Source organism: Pedobacter hiemivivus, assembly GCF_004331685.1.
Lineage (GTDB): Bacteria > Bacteroidota > Bacteroidia > Sphingobacteriales > Sphingobacteriaceae > Pedobacter > Pedobacter hiemivivus.
This window is the reverse complement of the sequence record NZ_SJSM01000016.1, coordinates 66,138-82,352: the sequence shown is the minus strand read 5'-3', so window position 1 is coordinate 82,352 and position 16,215 is coordinate 66,138. Positions and strand designations below refer to the sequence as shown.

Genomic DNA, 16,215 nt, shown 5'->3' with positions numbered 1-16,215 from the left:
AGTTGAATAAGGGTTTATATATAAAAAAACAAAAACTTATAAAAGCTTAAGATAGGAGAAATAATCATGACACTAGTAAAATTTAATAACAGAACCAGAAACACCGCACCTTATTTTAACAATGTTTTCGACTCATTGTTTAGTGAAGCATTGAATAAAAACTTAACCGTTAATAAAGTGCCGGGTGTCAATATCTTAGAATCTGATGTGGATTACAAAATTGAATTGGCTGCACCAGGATTAACAAAAGAAGATTTTCAAATTAACTTGAAAAAAGATACGTTATCAGTTTGGGCAGAGAAAAAGGTTAGTGAAACCGAAGAGAAAAAAGACTACACAAGAAAAGAATTTGAATACTTTTCTTTCGCAAGATCATTTGTATTGCCAGAAAGTGTAGATGGAGATAAAATTACAGCTGAGTATATCAATGGTATTTTAAACATTACCATCGGTAAAAAAGATGATTCTCAATCAGCTGCAAAAGAAATAAAAGTTTCATAATTGGTTAGTTTTGTTTTTAAGGTAATAAGGGCATGTCGAAAGACTGCCCTTATTTTTTTGCCCTTTATTCCTTAATCTCTTTAAGATCGATCTTGTTTAACCAGCCTTTAGTAACCTGACCATCTTTATTGGTATGTGTTACGTAAATAAAGCCGTTATCTTCTTCAATTACGTTAAACTTCGCATTGTTCCATAAGCCTAATACGCTATTTTTAGTGGAGTTACTACTTGCTGCTTCATAGAAAACCACAACTCCTTTAGGTAGCTGATACTTTTTACCTTCACTAACAATTACAGTTCCTGTCTCTTTAGCTTTCGCTTCAGCTTGCTTTGCAGCTGTCGCCATTTGTGCTTCGTACTCTTTTTTTAAACTATCTATTTCCGCTTTTTGCGCTGCCGTATCAATAGCCACAGGCTGAATCTGAGTAGTCGTATCGGTGTGATGCTCTTGGGCAATATCGCTGGTGTCAACTTTTGCAGGGGCTACCGTATCCAGCATAGCTTGATGTTTCTCACCATCGCTTTTCATAAATAATCCGTAGGCAGAAAGCATACCCAATATAACGATAGACAAGATCATGATGGCAAACACCGGTTTAGATAAGCTAACGCTATCCGAAGCAGGTACAGGTACTACCGTTGATTTGCCTTCTTTCTGATAAAAAGGGGCAGGAGCTGCTACCACCTCTTCGGGTGCTACTAAGTCTCCACCACGGTGGATAATGGCATCTTGCAAGGCCGCACCATTGGCATATCGCTTTTCAGGACTCTTCTCCAAACATTTTTTGATCACCTGCAACAACCATTGCGGAACGTACATTTCCTTTTTCTTCTTTTCCGCATCCCAGCTTTCTGGCAAACGGTTTCTGCGTAAAGCCATCAAATCAGGAACTGCAGCTTCCATATGTGAAAGCATAACCTGATTACGCGAACTCTCATTCTTGTTGATCAGCGGAAAAGGAACGGTACCAGCTAGCAATTCATAAAGTATAATGCCATAGCTGTATATATCCGTCTGGAAAAACATTTCACCATCATGCTGCTCCGGGGCCATAAACTCTACAGCACCAGCATGTCGTAAACTGGTCCTGCGTTGCTCGTCAGACATAACAGCCAAGCCAAAATCTAACAAAACGTAATTACCTGTATCAGTATTGAACTTTACATTATTACTTTTTATATCCCCATGTTTAATACCCACACGGTGACAATGGGCAAGCGCATTGGCCAATTGCTCTGCCAGCTTAATTAGCTCATGGATGGTAAAGATAGGGCTGTGTGGCGGCATTAAAAGCTTCTCCAGATCAGGGCCTTCAATGTATTCCATTTCTATGAAAGGGAAGGAGCCGCTTTCAGTAAGTCCCGACCCTAGTATTTTTACCACATTGGGATTGGGTACCTCATTTACCTTTTTCAGCTTCTCAACCTCATTTTTAAATTTAATGAAGTTCTTATCGTCCTCACTTTCTGTATGTATAGGGGTAGGCATAATCTTCACCGCTGTGATGATGGTGCCCACACGTTTACCCTTATAAACAGAGCCCTGACCACCTGTACTCAAGGCGCCAAGATTTTCTAATCCTTCCGTTATCGTAAAAACTTTACTCATTATACAATATTAATTATTATCAACGTCATTATAGCTAAATTCTAAAACTGCAAGCTCACCCAGAATAATCTGGTCACCTTCCAGTAAGGTATGGCCTAGCTCCACTACATTCAATTTCACAGGGTTATGGTCGCCCACTGATCTGATCTTTACCTTGTTTCTTGGCGGTATACCACCTTCATCTGCAAATAAGAGAAAAGAACCGGTATTGCTGTCCCATTCAATATGTGCGTGCTGTCTGCTGATGAATTTATTAGCTTCATTTGTACTGACATCAGGAAAAGCAATATGGTTGATGCGGAAAAAGCCATCACTCACCTGTACTTTATGCTCTCTACCAATATTTATTTTACCGTTTTCCGGGCCAATCTTATAAAGCATTTTCTCCGACTCCCCATTCAAAGTGCGAATGTACGCAGTTTTTGATTTGGTAACCACTACATGCTCCGGAGTTCTGATGTAAAGCGAAGCATTTATGCCGCTCAGCTTTATGGCATCAGTAGGTAGCTCTTCCACAAAGTTGATTTGCATGGTCCAGTTTTCAGGCAGATCAATAGCGAAATCATCCACTATGCGCTGTATCTCATTCTTAAACCGACCTTCATCTTCCGCAAATACAGCCGATTCGTACATGAATTTCTCCGCCGGCAAACAAGCAATCAGCAAAGCTAAGCCCTTAATATGTTTGCCTTCGCCACCTTCAAGCTTTTGCAATTCCTGTTTTATAGCCGTCAGCAATTGCTCCCTAATGGCCTTTACGTCCTGTGGTGGTTCTGGATTGCGTTTGTTAAATAGATTAAACATATAATCTCTGCTTTAATTTTTTATTTCTTTATTTTCCTTACTCAAATACCCTAGTTTCAATAGGGCTGGGATCACGTGCTGCCCCGCTAGCTTTACTGCCTTACTAGATCCGCGCGTGGATTCTATCCGGATACATACAACTACATTACCTTTTCCATTTGCCCTTGGCGCGAAGAAGGTATACCATCCATCGTTGATCTTTTCATCTTTCCAGATTCTTTCCGGTGTCCCCGTCTTTCCAGCAACCTTTAGGCCAAGCGTGTAAGTTTTATTTTCACTTTGCTTAAGCATATAACCGGAGATCAGCTCAGCATATTGTGGGTCATTGGCAATTTTTATAGCAGGATTAACAGCCGTAACTGAATCGCTGATTTTTAGCACATATCGGTTGGCTACCATTTTTCCTTTATTGGCTACGCCAGATATGAGTCGGGCCATAGCAGCAGGAGTGGCAATCAGCTCACCCTGTCCCCAGGCCATTCCAGATATTCCTTTCGCCCTTGTCCTACGAATACGCGCAGGATCATATTTAGGCTTGGTATTGAATTCTGTCTTTTCCCATAATGCCCTCCATTTCTCTTCCTGCTTGGCATTATTTGCGTTTCTATCATAGTAATAGCCACCAACACCTCTCAAAAACATACCTGTTTGCAAGTATAAAGTAGCCATTTCATTTTGAAGATGCTGTTCATTGGCAATTTTAATGAAATACACATTGTTCGATTTTACCAACGCGCTTTCCAAATTAATACGACCAGTTTCATCAGGTTCAATCCCTTTAGTCCTGATGCGTTCGGCCATACTTACTGTATACACCTTTTTAGCGGCGTCAGGGCCTAATTTGTTAAAGGCGGCCATCGCCGTCACTACTTTGGCCGTTGATCCCGGAGGAGTGGCTGTAGTAAAGCCTAAGTCTGCAGTAGTATACCAACCGGCTAGCTTATTTTGCTCGGTGATGGGCATGTTCAGTAAATCCCAGTTTTTAATAGGAGGAAGGGGATATACTGCCGAAGCCAATACATCACCAGTCGCATCTTCCATAATCACTACCGATACTCTACTTTTTTGAATGGCTGTATCCTGAGCCATCGTATTTTGAATGCTGGTTTGCAAGCCCGCATCAATCGTCAGTTTCACATCTCTATTTCGTTTTTTAAATAACTCAACTTCAGCGCTGTTAATGCCTGATAGTAAAAGTGGCGCAAGAGCTGCATAATCCCTTTTGCTTACCGTCATTTCCTTTACGCCTCTAGGCAAGAAACGATCTTCATGGTACTTATTCGCATGGGTATTAAAGGAAACTGTGGGCGTTTTAAAACCCCTTAGTTCTGCGGCATGCTCATATTCTGCAAAGTAACCATTAGTACTACCATTAAATACACCTGTATTGTTGTCCCCAACCCAAAAGAAGAGTTGTTCTTCAAAAGGATAATAGCGGTCAACACGCTTATGCTCGGCCGAATCCAGGTCATAACTAACACCTGCTGCATGAAGCACTCGTTGTTGTTTTCTAATGTGTTCGGGTTTACTCGTTGCCAAAATACGCCCGTTTCTGTCGTATAAGTCACCTGCAGCCAGCTTGTTCATTAGTATCGCTATACGCGGATTATAACTAAACATGCGGGCACCACTTTTGTCGGCAACCAACGCAGGTTGTACTACCCATTTTTTATTGTCAACAATGTAGTTAGATACGGTTATGCCAAGTAATACTATAGCTACAGTAGCTGCAAGTAAGGCCGGAACAAGGTTCTTGTCTTGTTGTTTGGTGATATAGGCCATTTGCACTTCTGTGCCTTTAACCATAGATACAGCGAGTAAAAATCCTGCGGCCAACATATTGGCGACCAAAGATGAACCGCCATAGCTGATAAAAGGCAATGCAACGCCAGATAGAGGTAATGCACCTGTTGAGCCTCCTGCAATCAATAAAAACTGTATAAACAAGCTAATACCTACACCTGCACTTAAATAGAATAGAAAAGGCATCCCGGTTTGCCGGCCAATCAATATGGACCGGTGTAAAAATATCAGGAACAATATAAATATGCCTATAATACCGGCTCCACCAAACTCTTCACCAATGGCTGGTAAAATCATATCGGTATGTGCTTCGGGAATGGTCTTCGCAAAAGCCTGACCAACACCCTGACCACTCATGCCACCACTGGCCATTGCCCAGATGCCATTAGCCACCTGATCGCCGCCATAAACCTCATTGTTCCAGGGATCTTGCCATATTGATTTACGTTCCGTAAGTCTGTTTACAGGGCCTGGAATTAGTTTACCCAGGTAAGGTACCTGGTCGATCAGTAAAAACGCTGCCATTACCATCACAATCATCATGGCCGATTCACTGGTCTTTTTATTGATCACCATAATCAACGCTACCAATAAGGCGGTTACAAGCGTGGCAATCCAAACATTCAAGAACCAGGCACTAAACACATAAATGATGATAGCGGTTAGCATCATCATGAAATCGCCCCTCGAGAAAGAGAACAGGATGATAAAAGTAAAACAAACTACCATTGCTGGTCCCAAATCGCCAAGTAACAAATACATCAATATGGCAATCACCATAGCGATTAAAGCAAAGGAGAAAAAGAACCAACGCTTATGCCAACTACTGTACTCAGTGATAAAGCGCTCGTTGGAGGCGAAAAAACCTGCCAGAAACAAAATGATCGAATATTTTACGATTTCACTGGGCTGCACACCAAACAAGTTTACTTTTACGCCACTACCTTCTGGTCCGGAGCCAAAAACAATGGTCAAGCCTAAAAGGCATAGCGCCATAATTGCCCATTGCCAACCCTTAGCCTTACTAAACGCATTTTTCACCAATAGCATTCTATACCAGCGCGAATCTACATTGAATTTGCGCATCGGTATAGCCAACATGATACAAATACTTAAAATCCCTAAGCCATAAAAAATAAGGCTATCTCTGGCCAAAAAACGATCCCTTAAAGGGTCTTGCAGACTTAATAAGGTAAGGAAGGAGATACCCGTCATCAGCATGATGATGGGCAGAATCAATTGATCGGCTTGTGGATATTTAGCACTCATTAAGAAATGCAGGAAAAAGAAGCCTGCAAAAAACGAAACAGCGATGATCCAATACCATTGATTGTAAGCCTCCGGTGTCCGCACAATCAGCGATTTTTCTTTCTTAAGAATTTTAAAGTCCCTGGTCGAAAACAATTTGATGCTATGCGGCGACTGTCGGAAGTTTAAAGTTGCATCTCTGTCCAATTCCTCTAATCCTTGAGATCTGCCGAACTGAAATCCTGCCTTTAAGGGAAGCACTCCATATGCCTTATCATCACGTAGATGTTGGAAATTATAATTACCATTTGCATCAGTTCGTAGATAGGCAATAAAATCATTAACCACCTCGGCTTCGGTATAGGCGGTATCTTGTGGTAAGATCATTTGCAATCTTACCAATACGCCGGATACTGCCTTTCCTGCAGTATCAATTATCTTTCCACTGATCCCATAGCTGCCTTTAGCAAAATCCTTTTGAGCAGGCAATTGTTGCGGTCGCTTTTGTTCCTCTTTATATTTTAAAGAATCTGTTCCGGTAAAGCCTAACAATAGGCGCGAAGCAATCACCCGTTCTTTAAAGTTCTTTCCACCTTCGGCAAAGGCAATGTCGGCGGGTACAAAAAATTTACGTTTATTTAGCTCGCCAATGTTGTCAATTTCTCCCTTATACAGTGGAATACCACCAGTAACCACATCTTGAATCAGGTCGATGTCCTTTTTATCTTCAAAATAATAACCTTTATTCAGCAGGTTTTTAATTTGTTTACCGGGCTCAGCCTCATTAATGTTGACCATCGTTCCATCAGCCAGTCGCTTATGTACATCCTCGAAGTTTTGCTGCTGAGCAAAGTATAGCGTAACAAACAAAGCACCCAATACCAGGGTAATGAGCAGTAAAAAAATACGCTCAACCTTTCTATTGGGGATGATAATTGATTGTTTGTTCATATAACTATTTAATTGGTTTTACCACCGCTGGGGCGTCTGTCCTGATGAATTGTACATTTTTTAGCAATACACCTTTCCGTTGTAATTCGCTCACGTCATCAAAATTCTCTAGAGTAAAGTTCTCCAGTAAAGTGCTTTTATTGGTCGGCGCAATTAGAAAAGGTTGTCCCTTATATCCAGAGTCACTTTTTATGGTGATGTTGCCAGTCGCTTTCAAATACAAGCTATCTCTGTTTATTTTGATCGGTTCGCTGATTAGTATAGGCGATTTAAAAACAGAAGTATCGAGGATCAATATATTTCCAGTGAGTTTGTTTAAGGTGTCTTGCAATTTTAAGGCTTGCGTATTTTTAGCATAGGCTGTAGAATCAACAGGTGGAGTGGGTTGGTCGCCCAAGATTCCAGACGATTGCTTCGAGAAAAGATAAGCTACTGCTGCCAGCGCCACAATAGCGATAAAAATAAGCAGCATGTTCTTGCCACTCATTTTCTTCGCCTCAGCTTGCTTAAGCTTTGCAACTTTATTTTCCTGTTCTGTGATTTGTTCTTCCCGAATTATTGTCTCCGGAAGAGCTGGTACTACTTTCTTTTTCTTAGGAAGCGCTACAGGTTTGGTGACTTCATGCACAAATGATGCTTTATCATTTTTAACCAGCACAACCGTAATGTTATCCTTACCACCATTATTATTGGCCGCATCAATCAGCTCAGCGCCTTTTACTTCCAACTCCGTGTGTTTTAAGAGCAGCTCCGTGATGCTTTGTTTATTCACCATGTCCGATAAGCCGTCGCTACAGAGCAGGATCAGGTCGCCAGGTAAAAATGGAGAATTCCCTGTTTCTATGTAGTCTTCCTGCAGATTAATGTTTCCAGGAAAGCCTAATGCTTTATTGATTTCATTGCGTTTTGGGTGTTGCATGGCCTGTTCTTCGGTTAAGCGGCCCGAATCTTCCATGAAACCAACAAACGATTGATCTTTAGATATCTTAATTAAAGAGCTGTCGCGAAGCAAATATAAGCGCGTATCACCCACATGCGCATAGTGGAATTGGTTGTTTTTAAGGTCTGCCAGCGCCATCGTGAGCACGCAAGCCATATCTTCATGTTCCTTATTCTGCTGCTTTTCGGCAATGATCTGGTCATTTGCTTCGGTAATTGCAGTACGCATTAAGAGCGACAAGTCGCCAGTGGGGTTATCAATCAGCTTTAATATCGTATCTCTTGCAATGGCTGCAGCAACTTCACCGCCTGTATATCCACCAACACCGTCTATTACGCAGGCAAGCACAAAATCTGTTCCTGCTATCTTTTCGGCAATAAAGGTATCTTCATTATTGCTGCGTATTTTTCCAGTATCTGTTATTCCAAAATAATTTCTATCCATTCTTGCTGGTCGAATTTTTAATAGCCACAAAGTGTGCGATCAATAAGATCACACAGATAAGCAATAACGCTACAGATAGGATTTGCGACATAGATTAGGCTTTAAATATATTAACACCAATAATTCCGTTCAATATGATTCTTGAATTTACCGGTAGTTCAGTCCATTTCGGATCCTCTGGAGTACTTCTTTCTACCAGATTTTCGTTCAGGATTGTTTTTTCTCCGAAAGAAGCCAGGAAGAATTTCTCCTCTGTCTTACGATAGCGAATTTGAAGATGCGGCGAGTTTACCCATTCAGATGGGATTTTAAAAACGTTCGCATCGGTACGTGTTTCCTCATTACCCGAAATTGTGATGTCGTTACTTTTCATCAGGTATTCAAGCTTTTGTCCCGAGTAAGCTTTATCTGGAAGTGTAGTTTCAAATCTTGCCAATAATACATTCTCCTCAACCACTTCATTTTTCGGCTTAAACTTCAAATTAGCCAGATAGGGGATCTCATAGTATCCCTCACTATAGAAGATGAAATCCTTCAGGATATCGTTGCTGATGTCAAATGTTTGTGCCATTCCCGTTTGTCGCGGTATAAAAGTAACCCTTAGGTTCTCTTGTTTTTGTGCGCCATCGGGCATCAATTTACCAATAAAACCTTTATCACCCGATTTGTAATCAGGATGGGAAACAAAGCGAAAAACCCATTTGTTGCTAGATGGTTCTACGCTCTTGCCGGTAGCGGCATAGTCGTTCAATATTTCGTAGAACTTTTTTACAGATTCTTGCGCAATCAGACCGAACAAGCCGTTTTTATTGTCCATAAATGTACGGTAGTCATCGGTATTCAAGCAAATGATAAACTCATGGTAGAAAACAATGCGCTCCGCAAATGAAAGCTCAGCAATAGATTCCTTAAATTTATCTATGATATATTTATAAACTGTATCTGGTGTAAGTGGTTGTGATTTAGCGGTTGGCGCAGATTCATTGCTGCTTAAAAACCAATCCTGTATTCCTATTCTCTGCCAAAAAGAAGGTTTTTCTTCCATCTATAAAAGGTTAATGTTCTTGAACGATTTCTATATAACGGTAAAGCTAGTTAATTCAATACAAAGATAACATTCTAATATAGCGAGAACAGCTGTTTAGTCGTTCTGATATAAGAAATCAAGATCAGATCTCATTTTTCACCGTTACTATTAATTTCTATATAGAAAAGAATTATATATTTGAGGCTACTAACTCACCAAACGCTACTCTACTATGTTTAATTCCTTTTTTTTATTCAGTTCTGTATATGCTGCCTGGTGATTTAACTGCATTTTACGATGGTGTTTGTATTTATGCAACACTGAGAAGTCGAATTTCGATTATTGGAAAGTTGATTCTGTTGCTCATAAATGCTTTTTTAATTTCGGCAATTATTGCTTTTTCTATAGCAGGTGTTGGTTTGGCGGCTATCTTTTTTTTAGTAGGTGAGTTTTTTGTACTTAGGTATACTCTATGGAACTTGTTTGGTGAAGAGAAGCTAATTATAAATACCAAATCATTGAGTTACCAGCACGATTACGGTTTATTTGTTACATCATTAAAGTCTATTCCAATAAATATGGCGCTTAAAGTTTTAGACCTTGACGAGGCTACAGAAGATGCCGGAAGTTACAAGAGGCTTTTTTTTCTGTCTTATGATGATAACCATTTACCTTTTGATATTTACCACACCACGCTGGGTTTGTCAGAATATGATTATAGAAAAATAATTGAATTATTAAATGAACTTTATTTGGATCAGATGTCGGCCGATTATTTGATGCCTCCTATACATATGAATTAAAAGCTAAAAACAGAAATATGTGGTACATCATTTTTTTCGTATTGTGGATTAGTTATATGGTTTATGGAATTGCCCATATTGTAAAAAATAAATCCTTAAATCGAGCGGAGAAGATCATTTGGGGTGTAATCGCTATTTGCCTGCCAGTGCTAGGTGTCGCTATTTATTTAAAGACAATTTTTGTGGACAGGCATTAGAATATCGCTCTTGAGTCAGGGTAAATTCTAACAACAAAATTTCTTAAAAAAATTAAACATATTTTTCATTTTAGTGTTCACCATTGAATTAAATACAAAAACCAATTCAAATGGGATAAATCAGCGCGGTGCAAATGCATTGGGGCACATGGTTTTATGTCAACCCAGAAGGTAATCGCTTGGCATCGCGCCGGCAGTTAAAAAAGCAGCCCCGAAAGTGGCTAGACGATCGGGGCTGTAATTTTAATTTTATATGGTATCTAATCCTAGGTATAACCTAGAATCTTCAATACTTGTTTACTGTTTTGCTCTTCACCAAACACTTCAAAGTTGAATGTCTCATCACGATTACGACGAATGATGACGTGTTTAGGGCTAGGTAACAAGCAATGGTGAATACCACCGTAACCACTCAATACCTCTTGATAAGCTCCAGTGTTGAAGAAACCTAAGTATTGAACCTTACGGGTTTTAGGCATAAACACACTGTTCATATGCGCTTCCTGATTGTAGTAATCCTGTCCATCGCAAGTAATACCACCAAGGTTTACCCTTTCGTATTCTGCATCCCAGTTGTTGATAGGAAGAAGGATGTATTTTTGGTTCAATGCCCATACATCTGGCAGATTGGTAATGAATGATCCATCAAGCATCAACCATTTCTCTCTGTCGTTCTGTTGTTTACGACCCAATACCTTGTATAAGATACCTGAAGCCTCAGCAACAGTGTATTTACCAAATTCAGTAATGATATCCGGTTCTACAACATCATGCTCAGCACAGATTTCTTTAATCCTTTTTACAATTTCGTTTACCATGTATTCGTAATCGAAATCAAATACCAATGAATCTTTAAATGGCATACCACCACCAATATCCAAAGTATCCAATTCAGGATTGATCTTTTTAAATTTGCAATACAGTGTTACATATTTCTCTAACTCATTCCAATAGTACGGAGAGTCTGTAATACCCGAGTTGATGAAGAAATGCAATAGTTTAACCCTGAAATTAGGATTTGCAGAGATCTTATTGTTATAAAACTCGATTACATCTTCCATACGAACACCTAAACGGGAAGTATAGAATTGTGAATCTGGTTGTTCCTCTGCTGCGATACGGATACCCAGGTTACAAGGTGTGTCCATTTCTACCTCATCATCAAAAAGGTTAAACTCCTCTTTGTTATCCAACACCGGAATGATGTTTTTATAACCATCATGCAACATATCAATGATATATTGTTTGTACTGATAAGTTTTAAAACCATTACAAATCACGGTAATATCCTTGGTTAGGGCACCTTTTTTCTCCAGGGCCTCAATCATCGGCATATCAAATGCTGAAGAAGTTTCCAGGTGGATACCATTTTTAAGGGCCTCTTCAACAATATGTCTGAAGTGGGAACTTTTGGTACAATAGCAGTACTTGTAATCGCCACGGTAGTTGTTCTTGATGATTGCCGTCTGGAACAACAACTTGGCCTGCTGAATTTTCTTACTGATCATAGGAAGGTAAGTGAAACGCAATGGTGTGCCATAGGTTTCAATCATCTCCATCAGATTGAGGTCTTGAAAATATAATTCGTCGTCTATTACGCTGTAACCTTCCTGAGGGAAACCAACACTTAGATCAAGAAATTCGGAGTAACTCTGCATTTTTTTATTTTTGAACTATTATTTATAAGGTTTGGCAAATTAAAATAAGTTAATTTTGGGCTCAAAGATAAACACTTTATAAAATACACCCGTATTTTTTTTATGACTAAGACTTTAAAAATTATTGAAGTAAAATCTGAGATCGGCGCAGGCACACGTGGAGCGAGTTTAGGAGTGGATGCAATTAAGATTGCAGCGCTTGATTTTGGGAGCCGTTTTTTTAAAAAACATAAATCTGTAGATGTACCTACGGAGAACCATTTGTTGCTTGAAAGCACCGGGAGCCCCTTTGCAAAGCGGATTTCAGGAATATTGACGATGGTGGAGCGGGTGAGCGACGAGGTGAGTTCGACCCTAGCAAAAGGAGAATTTCCTATCGTGTTGGCAGGCGATCACAGTACTGCCGCAGGTACAATTGCTGGTATAAAAGCAATGTATCCGAAGTCAAAATTAGGTGTAGTTTGGATCGATGCGCATGCAGATTTACATTCACCTTACACAACTCCGTCGGGAAACATGCACGGAATGCCGCTTGCGATGGCGCTTGATGAAGACAATTTGGAGGCGAAAGTGAACAAGCTGGATCAGGAAACAATTAACTATTGGTATCAGCTTAAAAACGTAGGTAAGATCGCACCAAAGATCAATTATCGCGACCTGGTGTTGATTTCGGCAAGGGATATGGAACGGCCAGAAGCAGCGTTACTTAAAAAGCATAAAGTACAAATATTTACGACGGCCGAATTGAGAAAAAGAGGGGTAGAGCGGACCGTAATTGAGACACTTAAATATTTGGATCATTGTGATTTGATTTATGTCTCTTTCGACGTGGATTCACTAGATCCTACGGCTTCCAGAGGTACTGGCACACCAGTAGCGCAAGGCTTGACGGAAAGAGAAGCCGGCAAGTTAATGTCTGGGTTGATTACCAACCAGAAGGTTTGCTGCTTTGAAATCGTAGAAGTGAACCCAACTTTAGACCGGGAAAACCAAATGGCAGAGCATGCCTTTGAAATTTTAATTAAAGCGACCAACGCTTTCAGAAACGAATAGTAGATTTGGGGATTATTAGCATATGAACATCGAACATAAGATTATCGCTGCGACTGTAGCAGCAGTAAAAGAGTTATATCAGCAGGATTTGCCTGAAAATCAGGTTAATTTACAAGATACAAGAGCTGAATTTGAAGGACAGATCACTATAGTGGTATTTCCTGTAGTACGTTTCTCAAAGAAATCGCCAGAGGCTACGGCTACCGATCTGGGCGAATATTTAGTAGCAAATATTGAAGAAATTACGGCTTTCAGCGTCGTTAAGGGCTTTTTAAACTTGAGTATTGCCGATGCTTATTGGGTAAATCTGTTCAATACAGACCTGCTAAATCCATCATTTGGTGTGTTTAGTCCGAATGGCAAAAAGGTAATGGTTGAATATTCTTCTCCAAATACCAATAAGCCATTGCATTTGGGCCACGTAAGAAATAACTTATTGGGTTATTCGGTAGCGGAATTGCTTAAAGCCAGTGGCTATGATGTGGTAAAAGTGAATCTGGTAAACGACAGGGGTATTCACATCTGCAAATCAATGTTGGCCTGGCAGAAATGGGGTAATGGTGAAACGCCAGAAAGCTCATTGATGAAAGGTGATCACCTTGTAGGAAAGTATTATGTAATTTTCGATAAGGAGTATAAGAAAGAAATTGAAGCGTTAAAGCTGGAAGGTCAAACTGAAGAGGAAGCCAAGAAAAATGCGCCTTTAATTAAAGAGGCACAGAAAATGCTTTTGGATTGGGAAGCTGGCGTTCCGGAAGTAATTGAGCTTTGGAAGACCATGAATGGCTGGGTATACGATGGCTTTGCTGTTTCGTATAAAAACCTGGGTGTTGACTTTGATAAGTACTATTACGAGAGCAATACCTATTTGTTGGGTAAAGGCACGGTTGATGAGGGATTGGAAAAAGGCGTGTTCTTTAAAAAACCGGACGGTTCGGTATGGATTGACTTAACTGCTGATGGATTAGATCAGAAGTTGGTTTTACGGGCGGATGGTACATCGGTATACATTACTCAGGATTTGGGGACTGCCCAGATGAAGTACGACGATTTCAAAATGGATGAGTCGATATATGTGGTGGGTAATGAGCAGGATTATCACTTTAAAGTGCTGTTTTTGATTTTAGAGAAGCTGGGTAAAAGCTGGGCCACTGGTCTGCACCATTTGTCGTATGGTATGGTGGATTTGCCAAGTGGAAAAATGAAGTCTCGTGAAGGTACTGTAGTGGATGCGGATGACCTTGTTGCAGAGATGATTGATACCGCTAAGGCAAAAACAGAAGCTTTAGGTAAGGTAAATGATTTTGACGAGGAAGAGAAGGAGCGTTTGTACTATAATATTGGTATGGGAGCTTTAAAGTACTTCTTGTTGAAAGTGGAGCCTAAGAAAAGATTGTTATTTGATCCTGCAGAGTCTATCGATTTCCAGGGAAATACTGGTCCATTTATTCAATATACACACGCAAGGATTAAATCGTTATTGCTGAAAGCCGGTTATGATTTTGCTCATGCAGGTATTGCTGATGCAGAGATTACCGCTACAGAGAAAGAAATGATTATGTTGTTGGCTAAGTATCCAAATGAGATCCAGTCGGCAGCGAAAACACATAGTCCGGCAGTTTTAGCCAATTACTTATATGAAGTGGCTAAAATGTTTAACAAGTTTTATCATGAGACTCCGCCGATTATTAAGGAAGAAAACGAAGCAGTTAAAAAGCACCGTTTGAATTTAAGCTTTGTAACAGCAGAAGTTTTGAAAAGAGGTATGCGTATTTTAGGAATCGCGGTTCCGGAGCGTATGTAAGTTTGGGCTTGGGTCGTCACCCTGTTCGCTTGTCGTCATCCTGAATTCATTTCAGGATCCCTCAAGAGAAAAGCAGCCTTGCGAGTGCGAGGTCCTGAGATAAACTCAGGATGACGATCGACTAAAAAAAAGCGCTTAAAAACAAAAGAGAAGGATTATTCCTTCTCTTTTGTTTTTTCAACCCCAGCTTTTACAGGTACCACCGTCTTTTTCCTAAACGAAGCAAATGTTAAAGGGCTTTTCTCAGGTCTTTCATCACCCAATAACACTCCCCATTGTTTAAAGGTGTCCGTTCTATCGAAAATAACTTTTAGCACCGCAATGATGGGCAGCGCCAGGAACATTCCAGATACTCCAGCAATACTGCCACCTATAATTACTCCAAGAATGGCAAACAGCGCATTGATCTTTACTTTAGAGCCAACTATCCTAGGCATCAGTATATTATTATCCAGAAACTGAACTGCCGCTATAACACCCAAAACGGTAATCACTGGCCAAAGCTCTGTCGAAGAAGTTAGCGTAAGCATTACACCAATAATGTTTCCAATTAATGCACCAACATAAGGGATCAGGTTTAATATGGCGAAGATTACGCCTATTAGTAGCGCATGTTTTATACCAATCAATAACAATATGCCCCCTAATAAAATTGTCATATAGGTCACTTGGATCAGTAATCCTACCAGGTAATTCTTAATAATAGCTTCTGTTTCAAAAATAGCCTCTTTCACTCTAGGGTGGTGATCTGTTTTAAACCACATAAAAACGAATCGCAACAAGATATCTTTATAAAAAAGCATTAAATAGATGTAAATTGGCAATAGGCCCATAAATACAAATACGGAGCTTAGCGTTACGGCAGCCCCACTGGCAGCCTTTCCGGCCATCCCCAGCAGATCGTTACTTTTATCGTTTATAAATTTAACTTGTTCTTTAGTAGAGAAATCACTGATGCTACTGATCCAGGCACTTATCGAATTTAGGTGTGAGCTTACATTTTTCTTAATATCAGGGAAGTCTTCTACCAAAATCCCTATCTGAGCGGAGAAGAACCATACAATGAGTCCTAATAAAATAGCCAGTAATAGGATGGGCAATATAATTGCTGCGATCTCAGGGAATTTATATTTAATTAAAAACCGGTAAATGGGTAGCAGGACAATGGTAATAAAGAAGGCCATGATTACAGGCATAATGATGTCATTACCAATAACAAGGAGGGCGCCGAGCAATGCGATTCCCAGTAATTCAATAGACCGTCTAACGGTGAGTGGCATGTCTTTCATTCGCAATTTGTTTGTTTTTGTAGGGATAAAGACTAAAAGGTACGGAATGTTTGGCTAATTTTGTGCCAGAAATCAAACTTAACA

12 protein-coding genes are annotated in these 16,215 nt (G+C 40.0%); 5 read left to right on the top strand and 7 right to left on the bottom strand.

Going from position 1 to position 16,215, the window contains the following annotated elements; genetic code table 11:
- Nucleotides 1–66: 66 nt before the first annotated feature.
- The gene (locus EZ444_RS20095) at nucleotides 67–501 is read left to right on the top strand and encodes an Hsp20/alpha crystallin family protein (protein ID WP_090778494.1); all 435 of its coding nucleotides are present in this window, start codon (nucleotides 67–69) and stop codon (nucleotides 499–501) included.
- A gap of 64 nt (nucleotides 502–565) precedes the next feature.
- Here EZ444_RS20095 and EZ444_RS20090 read toward each other — a convergent pair whose 3' ends face one another.
- The 5 genes from EZ444_RS20090 to EZ444_RS20070 all read right to left on the bottom strand — a co-directional run bounded on the left by EZ444_RS20090 (nucleotide 566) and on the right by EZ444_RS20070 (nucleotide 9,345).
- Nucleotides 566–2,110 carry a serine/threonine protein kinase gene (locus EZ444_RS20090; RefSeq protein ID WP_131610946.1) on the bottom strand — a complete coding sequence of 515 codons (1,545 nt, stop codon included), beginning with the start codon at nucleotides 2,108–2,110 and terminating at the stop codon, nucleotides 566–568.
- Nucleotides 2,111–2,119: 9 nt separating this feature from the next.
- On the bottom strand, nucleotides 2,120–2,914 hold the full coding sequence (locus EZ444_RS20085) for an FHA domain-containing protein (RefSeq protein WP_131610945.1): 795 nt from the start codon (nucleotides 2,912–2,914) through the stop codon (nucleotides 2,120–2,122).
- Nucleotides 2,915–2,926: 12 nt separating this feature from the next.
- Nucleotides 2,927–6,916 carry an FtsW/RodA/SpoVE family cell cycle protein gene (locus EZ444_RS20080; protein WP_131610944.1) on the bottom strand — a complete coding sequence of 1,330 codons (3,990 nt, stop codon included), beginning with the start codon at nucleotides 6,914–6,916 and terminating at the stop codon, nucleotides 2,927–2,929.
- Between the two features lie 4 nt (nucleotides 6,917–6,920).
- Nucleotides 6,921–8,300, bottom strand: coding sequence for a PP2C family protein-serine/threonine phosphatase (locus EZ444_RS20075; RefSeq protein ID WP_131610943.1), 1,380 nt, complete (start codon nucleotides 8,298–8,300; stop codon nucleotides 6,921–6,923).
- Between the two features lie 94 nt (nucleotides 8,301–8,394).
- Entirely contained in the window at nucleotides 8,395–9,345 is a 951-nt protein-coding gene (locus tag EZ444_RS20070; protein WP_131610942.1) for a hypothetical protein, read from the bottom strand.
- A gap of 248 nt (nucleotides 9,346–9,593) precedes the next feature.
- Between EZ444_RS20070 and EZ444_RS20065 the strand changes: the two genes are divergently transcribed.
- Both EZ444_RS20065 and EZ444_RS27905 read left to right on the top strand, forming a co-directional pair.
- On the top strand, nucleotides 9,594–10,130 hold the full coding sequence (locus EZ444_RS20065; RefSeq protein ID WP_131610941.1) for a hypothetical protein: 537 nt from the start codon (nucleotides 9,594–9,596) through the stop codon (nucleotides 10,128–10,130).
- A 17-nt stretch (nucleotides 10,131–10,147) separates the two neighbouring features.
- Nucleotides 10,148–10,327 (top strand): PLDc N-terminal domain-containing protein, encoded by a 180-nt coding sequence (locus tag EZ444_RS27905; protein ID WP_131610940.1) that lies wholly within the window; start codon nucleotides 10,148–10,150, stop codon nucleotides 10,325–10,327.
- 266 nt (nucleotides 10,328–10,593) lie between these two features.
- On the opposite strand, the gene EZ444_RS20055 is transcribed toward EZ444_RS27905, so the two are convergent.
- A complete protein-coding gene (locus tag EZ444_RS20055) occupies nucleotides 10,594–11,985 on the bottom strand; it encodes an arginine decarboxylase (RefSeq protein WP_131610939.1) in 1,392 nt (463 codons plus the stop codon).
- Nucleotides 11,986–12,087: 102 nt separating this feature from the next.
- Here EZ444_RS20055 and EZ444_RS20050 point away from each other — a divergent pair, with 102 nt between their 5' ends.
- Nucleotides 12,088–13,038: an arginase gene (locus EZ444_RS20050; RefSeq protein ID WP_131610938.1), complete on the top strand. Its 951-nt coding sequence runs from the start codon at nucleotides 12,088–12,090 to the stop codon at nucleotides 13,036–13,038.
- Nucleotides 13,039–13,060: 22 nt separating this feature from the next.
- Nucleotides 13,061–14,842 (top strand): arginine--tRNA ligase, encoded by a 1,782-nt coding sequence (gene argS, locus EZ444_RS20045; protein ID WP_131610937.1) that lies wholly within the window; start codon nucleotides 13,061–13,063, stop codon nucleotides 14,840–14,842.
- A gap of 155 nt (nucleotides 14,843–14,997) precedes the next feature.
- Here the strand turns inward: argS and EZ444_RS20040 are convergent, their stop codons facing one another.
- On the bottom strand, nucleotides 14,998–16,131 hold the full coding sequence (locus EZ444_RS20040; protein WP_131610936.1) for an AI-2E family transporter: 1,134 nt from the start codon (nucleotides 16,129–16,131) through the stop codon (nucleotides 14,998–15,000).
- Between the last annotated feature and the right edge of the window lie 84 nt (nucleotides 16,132–16,215).

Bases quoted from the DNA above. Each gene is read 5' to 3' on its own strand.
- EZ444_RS20095 (WP_090778494.1), top strand. From the start codon at position 67: ATGACACTAGTAAAATTTAATAACAGAACCAGAAACACCGCACCTTAT.
- EZ444_RS20090 (WP_131610946.1), bottom strand. From the start codon at position 2,110: ATGAGTAAAGTTTTTACGATAACGGAAGGATTAGAAAATCTTGGCGCC.
- EZ444_RS20085 (WP_131610945.1), bottom strand. From the start codon at position 2,914: ATGTTTAATCTATTTAACAAACGCAATCCAGAACCACCACAGGACGTA.
- EZ444_RS20080 (WP_131610944.1), bottom strand. From the start codon at position 6,916: ATGAACAAACAATCAATTATCATCCCCAATAGAAAGGTTGAGCGTATT.
- EZ444_RS20075 (WP_131610943.1), bottom strand. From the start codon at position 8,300: ATGGATAGAAATTATTTTGGAATAACAGATACTGGAAAAATACGCAGC.
- EZ444_RS20070 (WP_131610942.1), bottom strand. From the start codon at position 9,345: ATGGAAGAAAAACCTTCTTTTTGGCAGAGAATAGGAATACAGGATTGG.
- EZ444_RS20065 (WP_131610941.1), top strand. From the start codon at position 9,594: ATGCTGCCTGGTGATTTAACTGCATTTTACGATGGTGTTTGTATTTAT.
- EZ444_RS27905 (WP_131610940.1), top strand. From the start codon at position 10,148: ATGTGGTACATCATTTTTTTCGTATTGTGGATTAGTTATATGGTTTAT.
- EZ444_RS20055 (WP_131610939.1), bottom strand. From the start codon at position 11,985: ATGCAGAGTTACTCCGAATTTCTTGATCTAAGTGTTGGTTTCCCTCAG.
- EZ444_RS20050 (WP_131610938.1), top strand. From the start codon at position 12,088: ATGACTAAGACTTTAAAAATTATTGAAGTAAAATCTGAGATCGGCGCA.
- argS (WP_131610937.1), top strand. From the start codon at position 13,061: ATGAACATCGAACATAAGATTATCGCTGCGACTGTAGCAGCAGTAAAA.
- EZ444_RS20040 (WP_131610936.1), bottom strand. From the start codon at position 16,131: ATGAAAGACATGCCACTCACCGTTAGACGGTCTATTGAATTACTGGGA.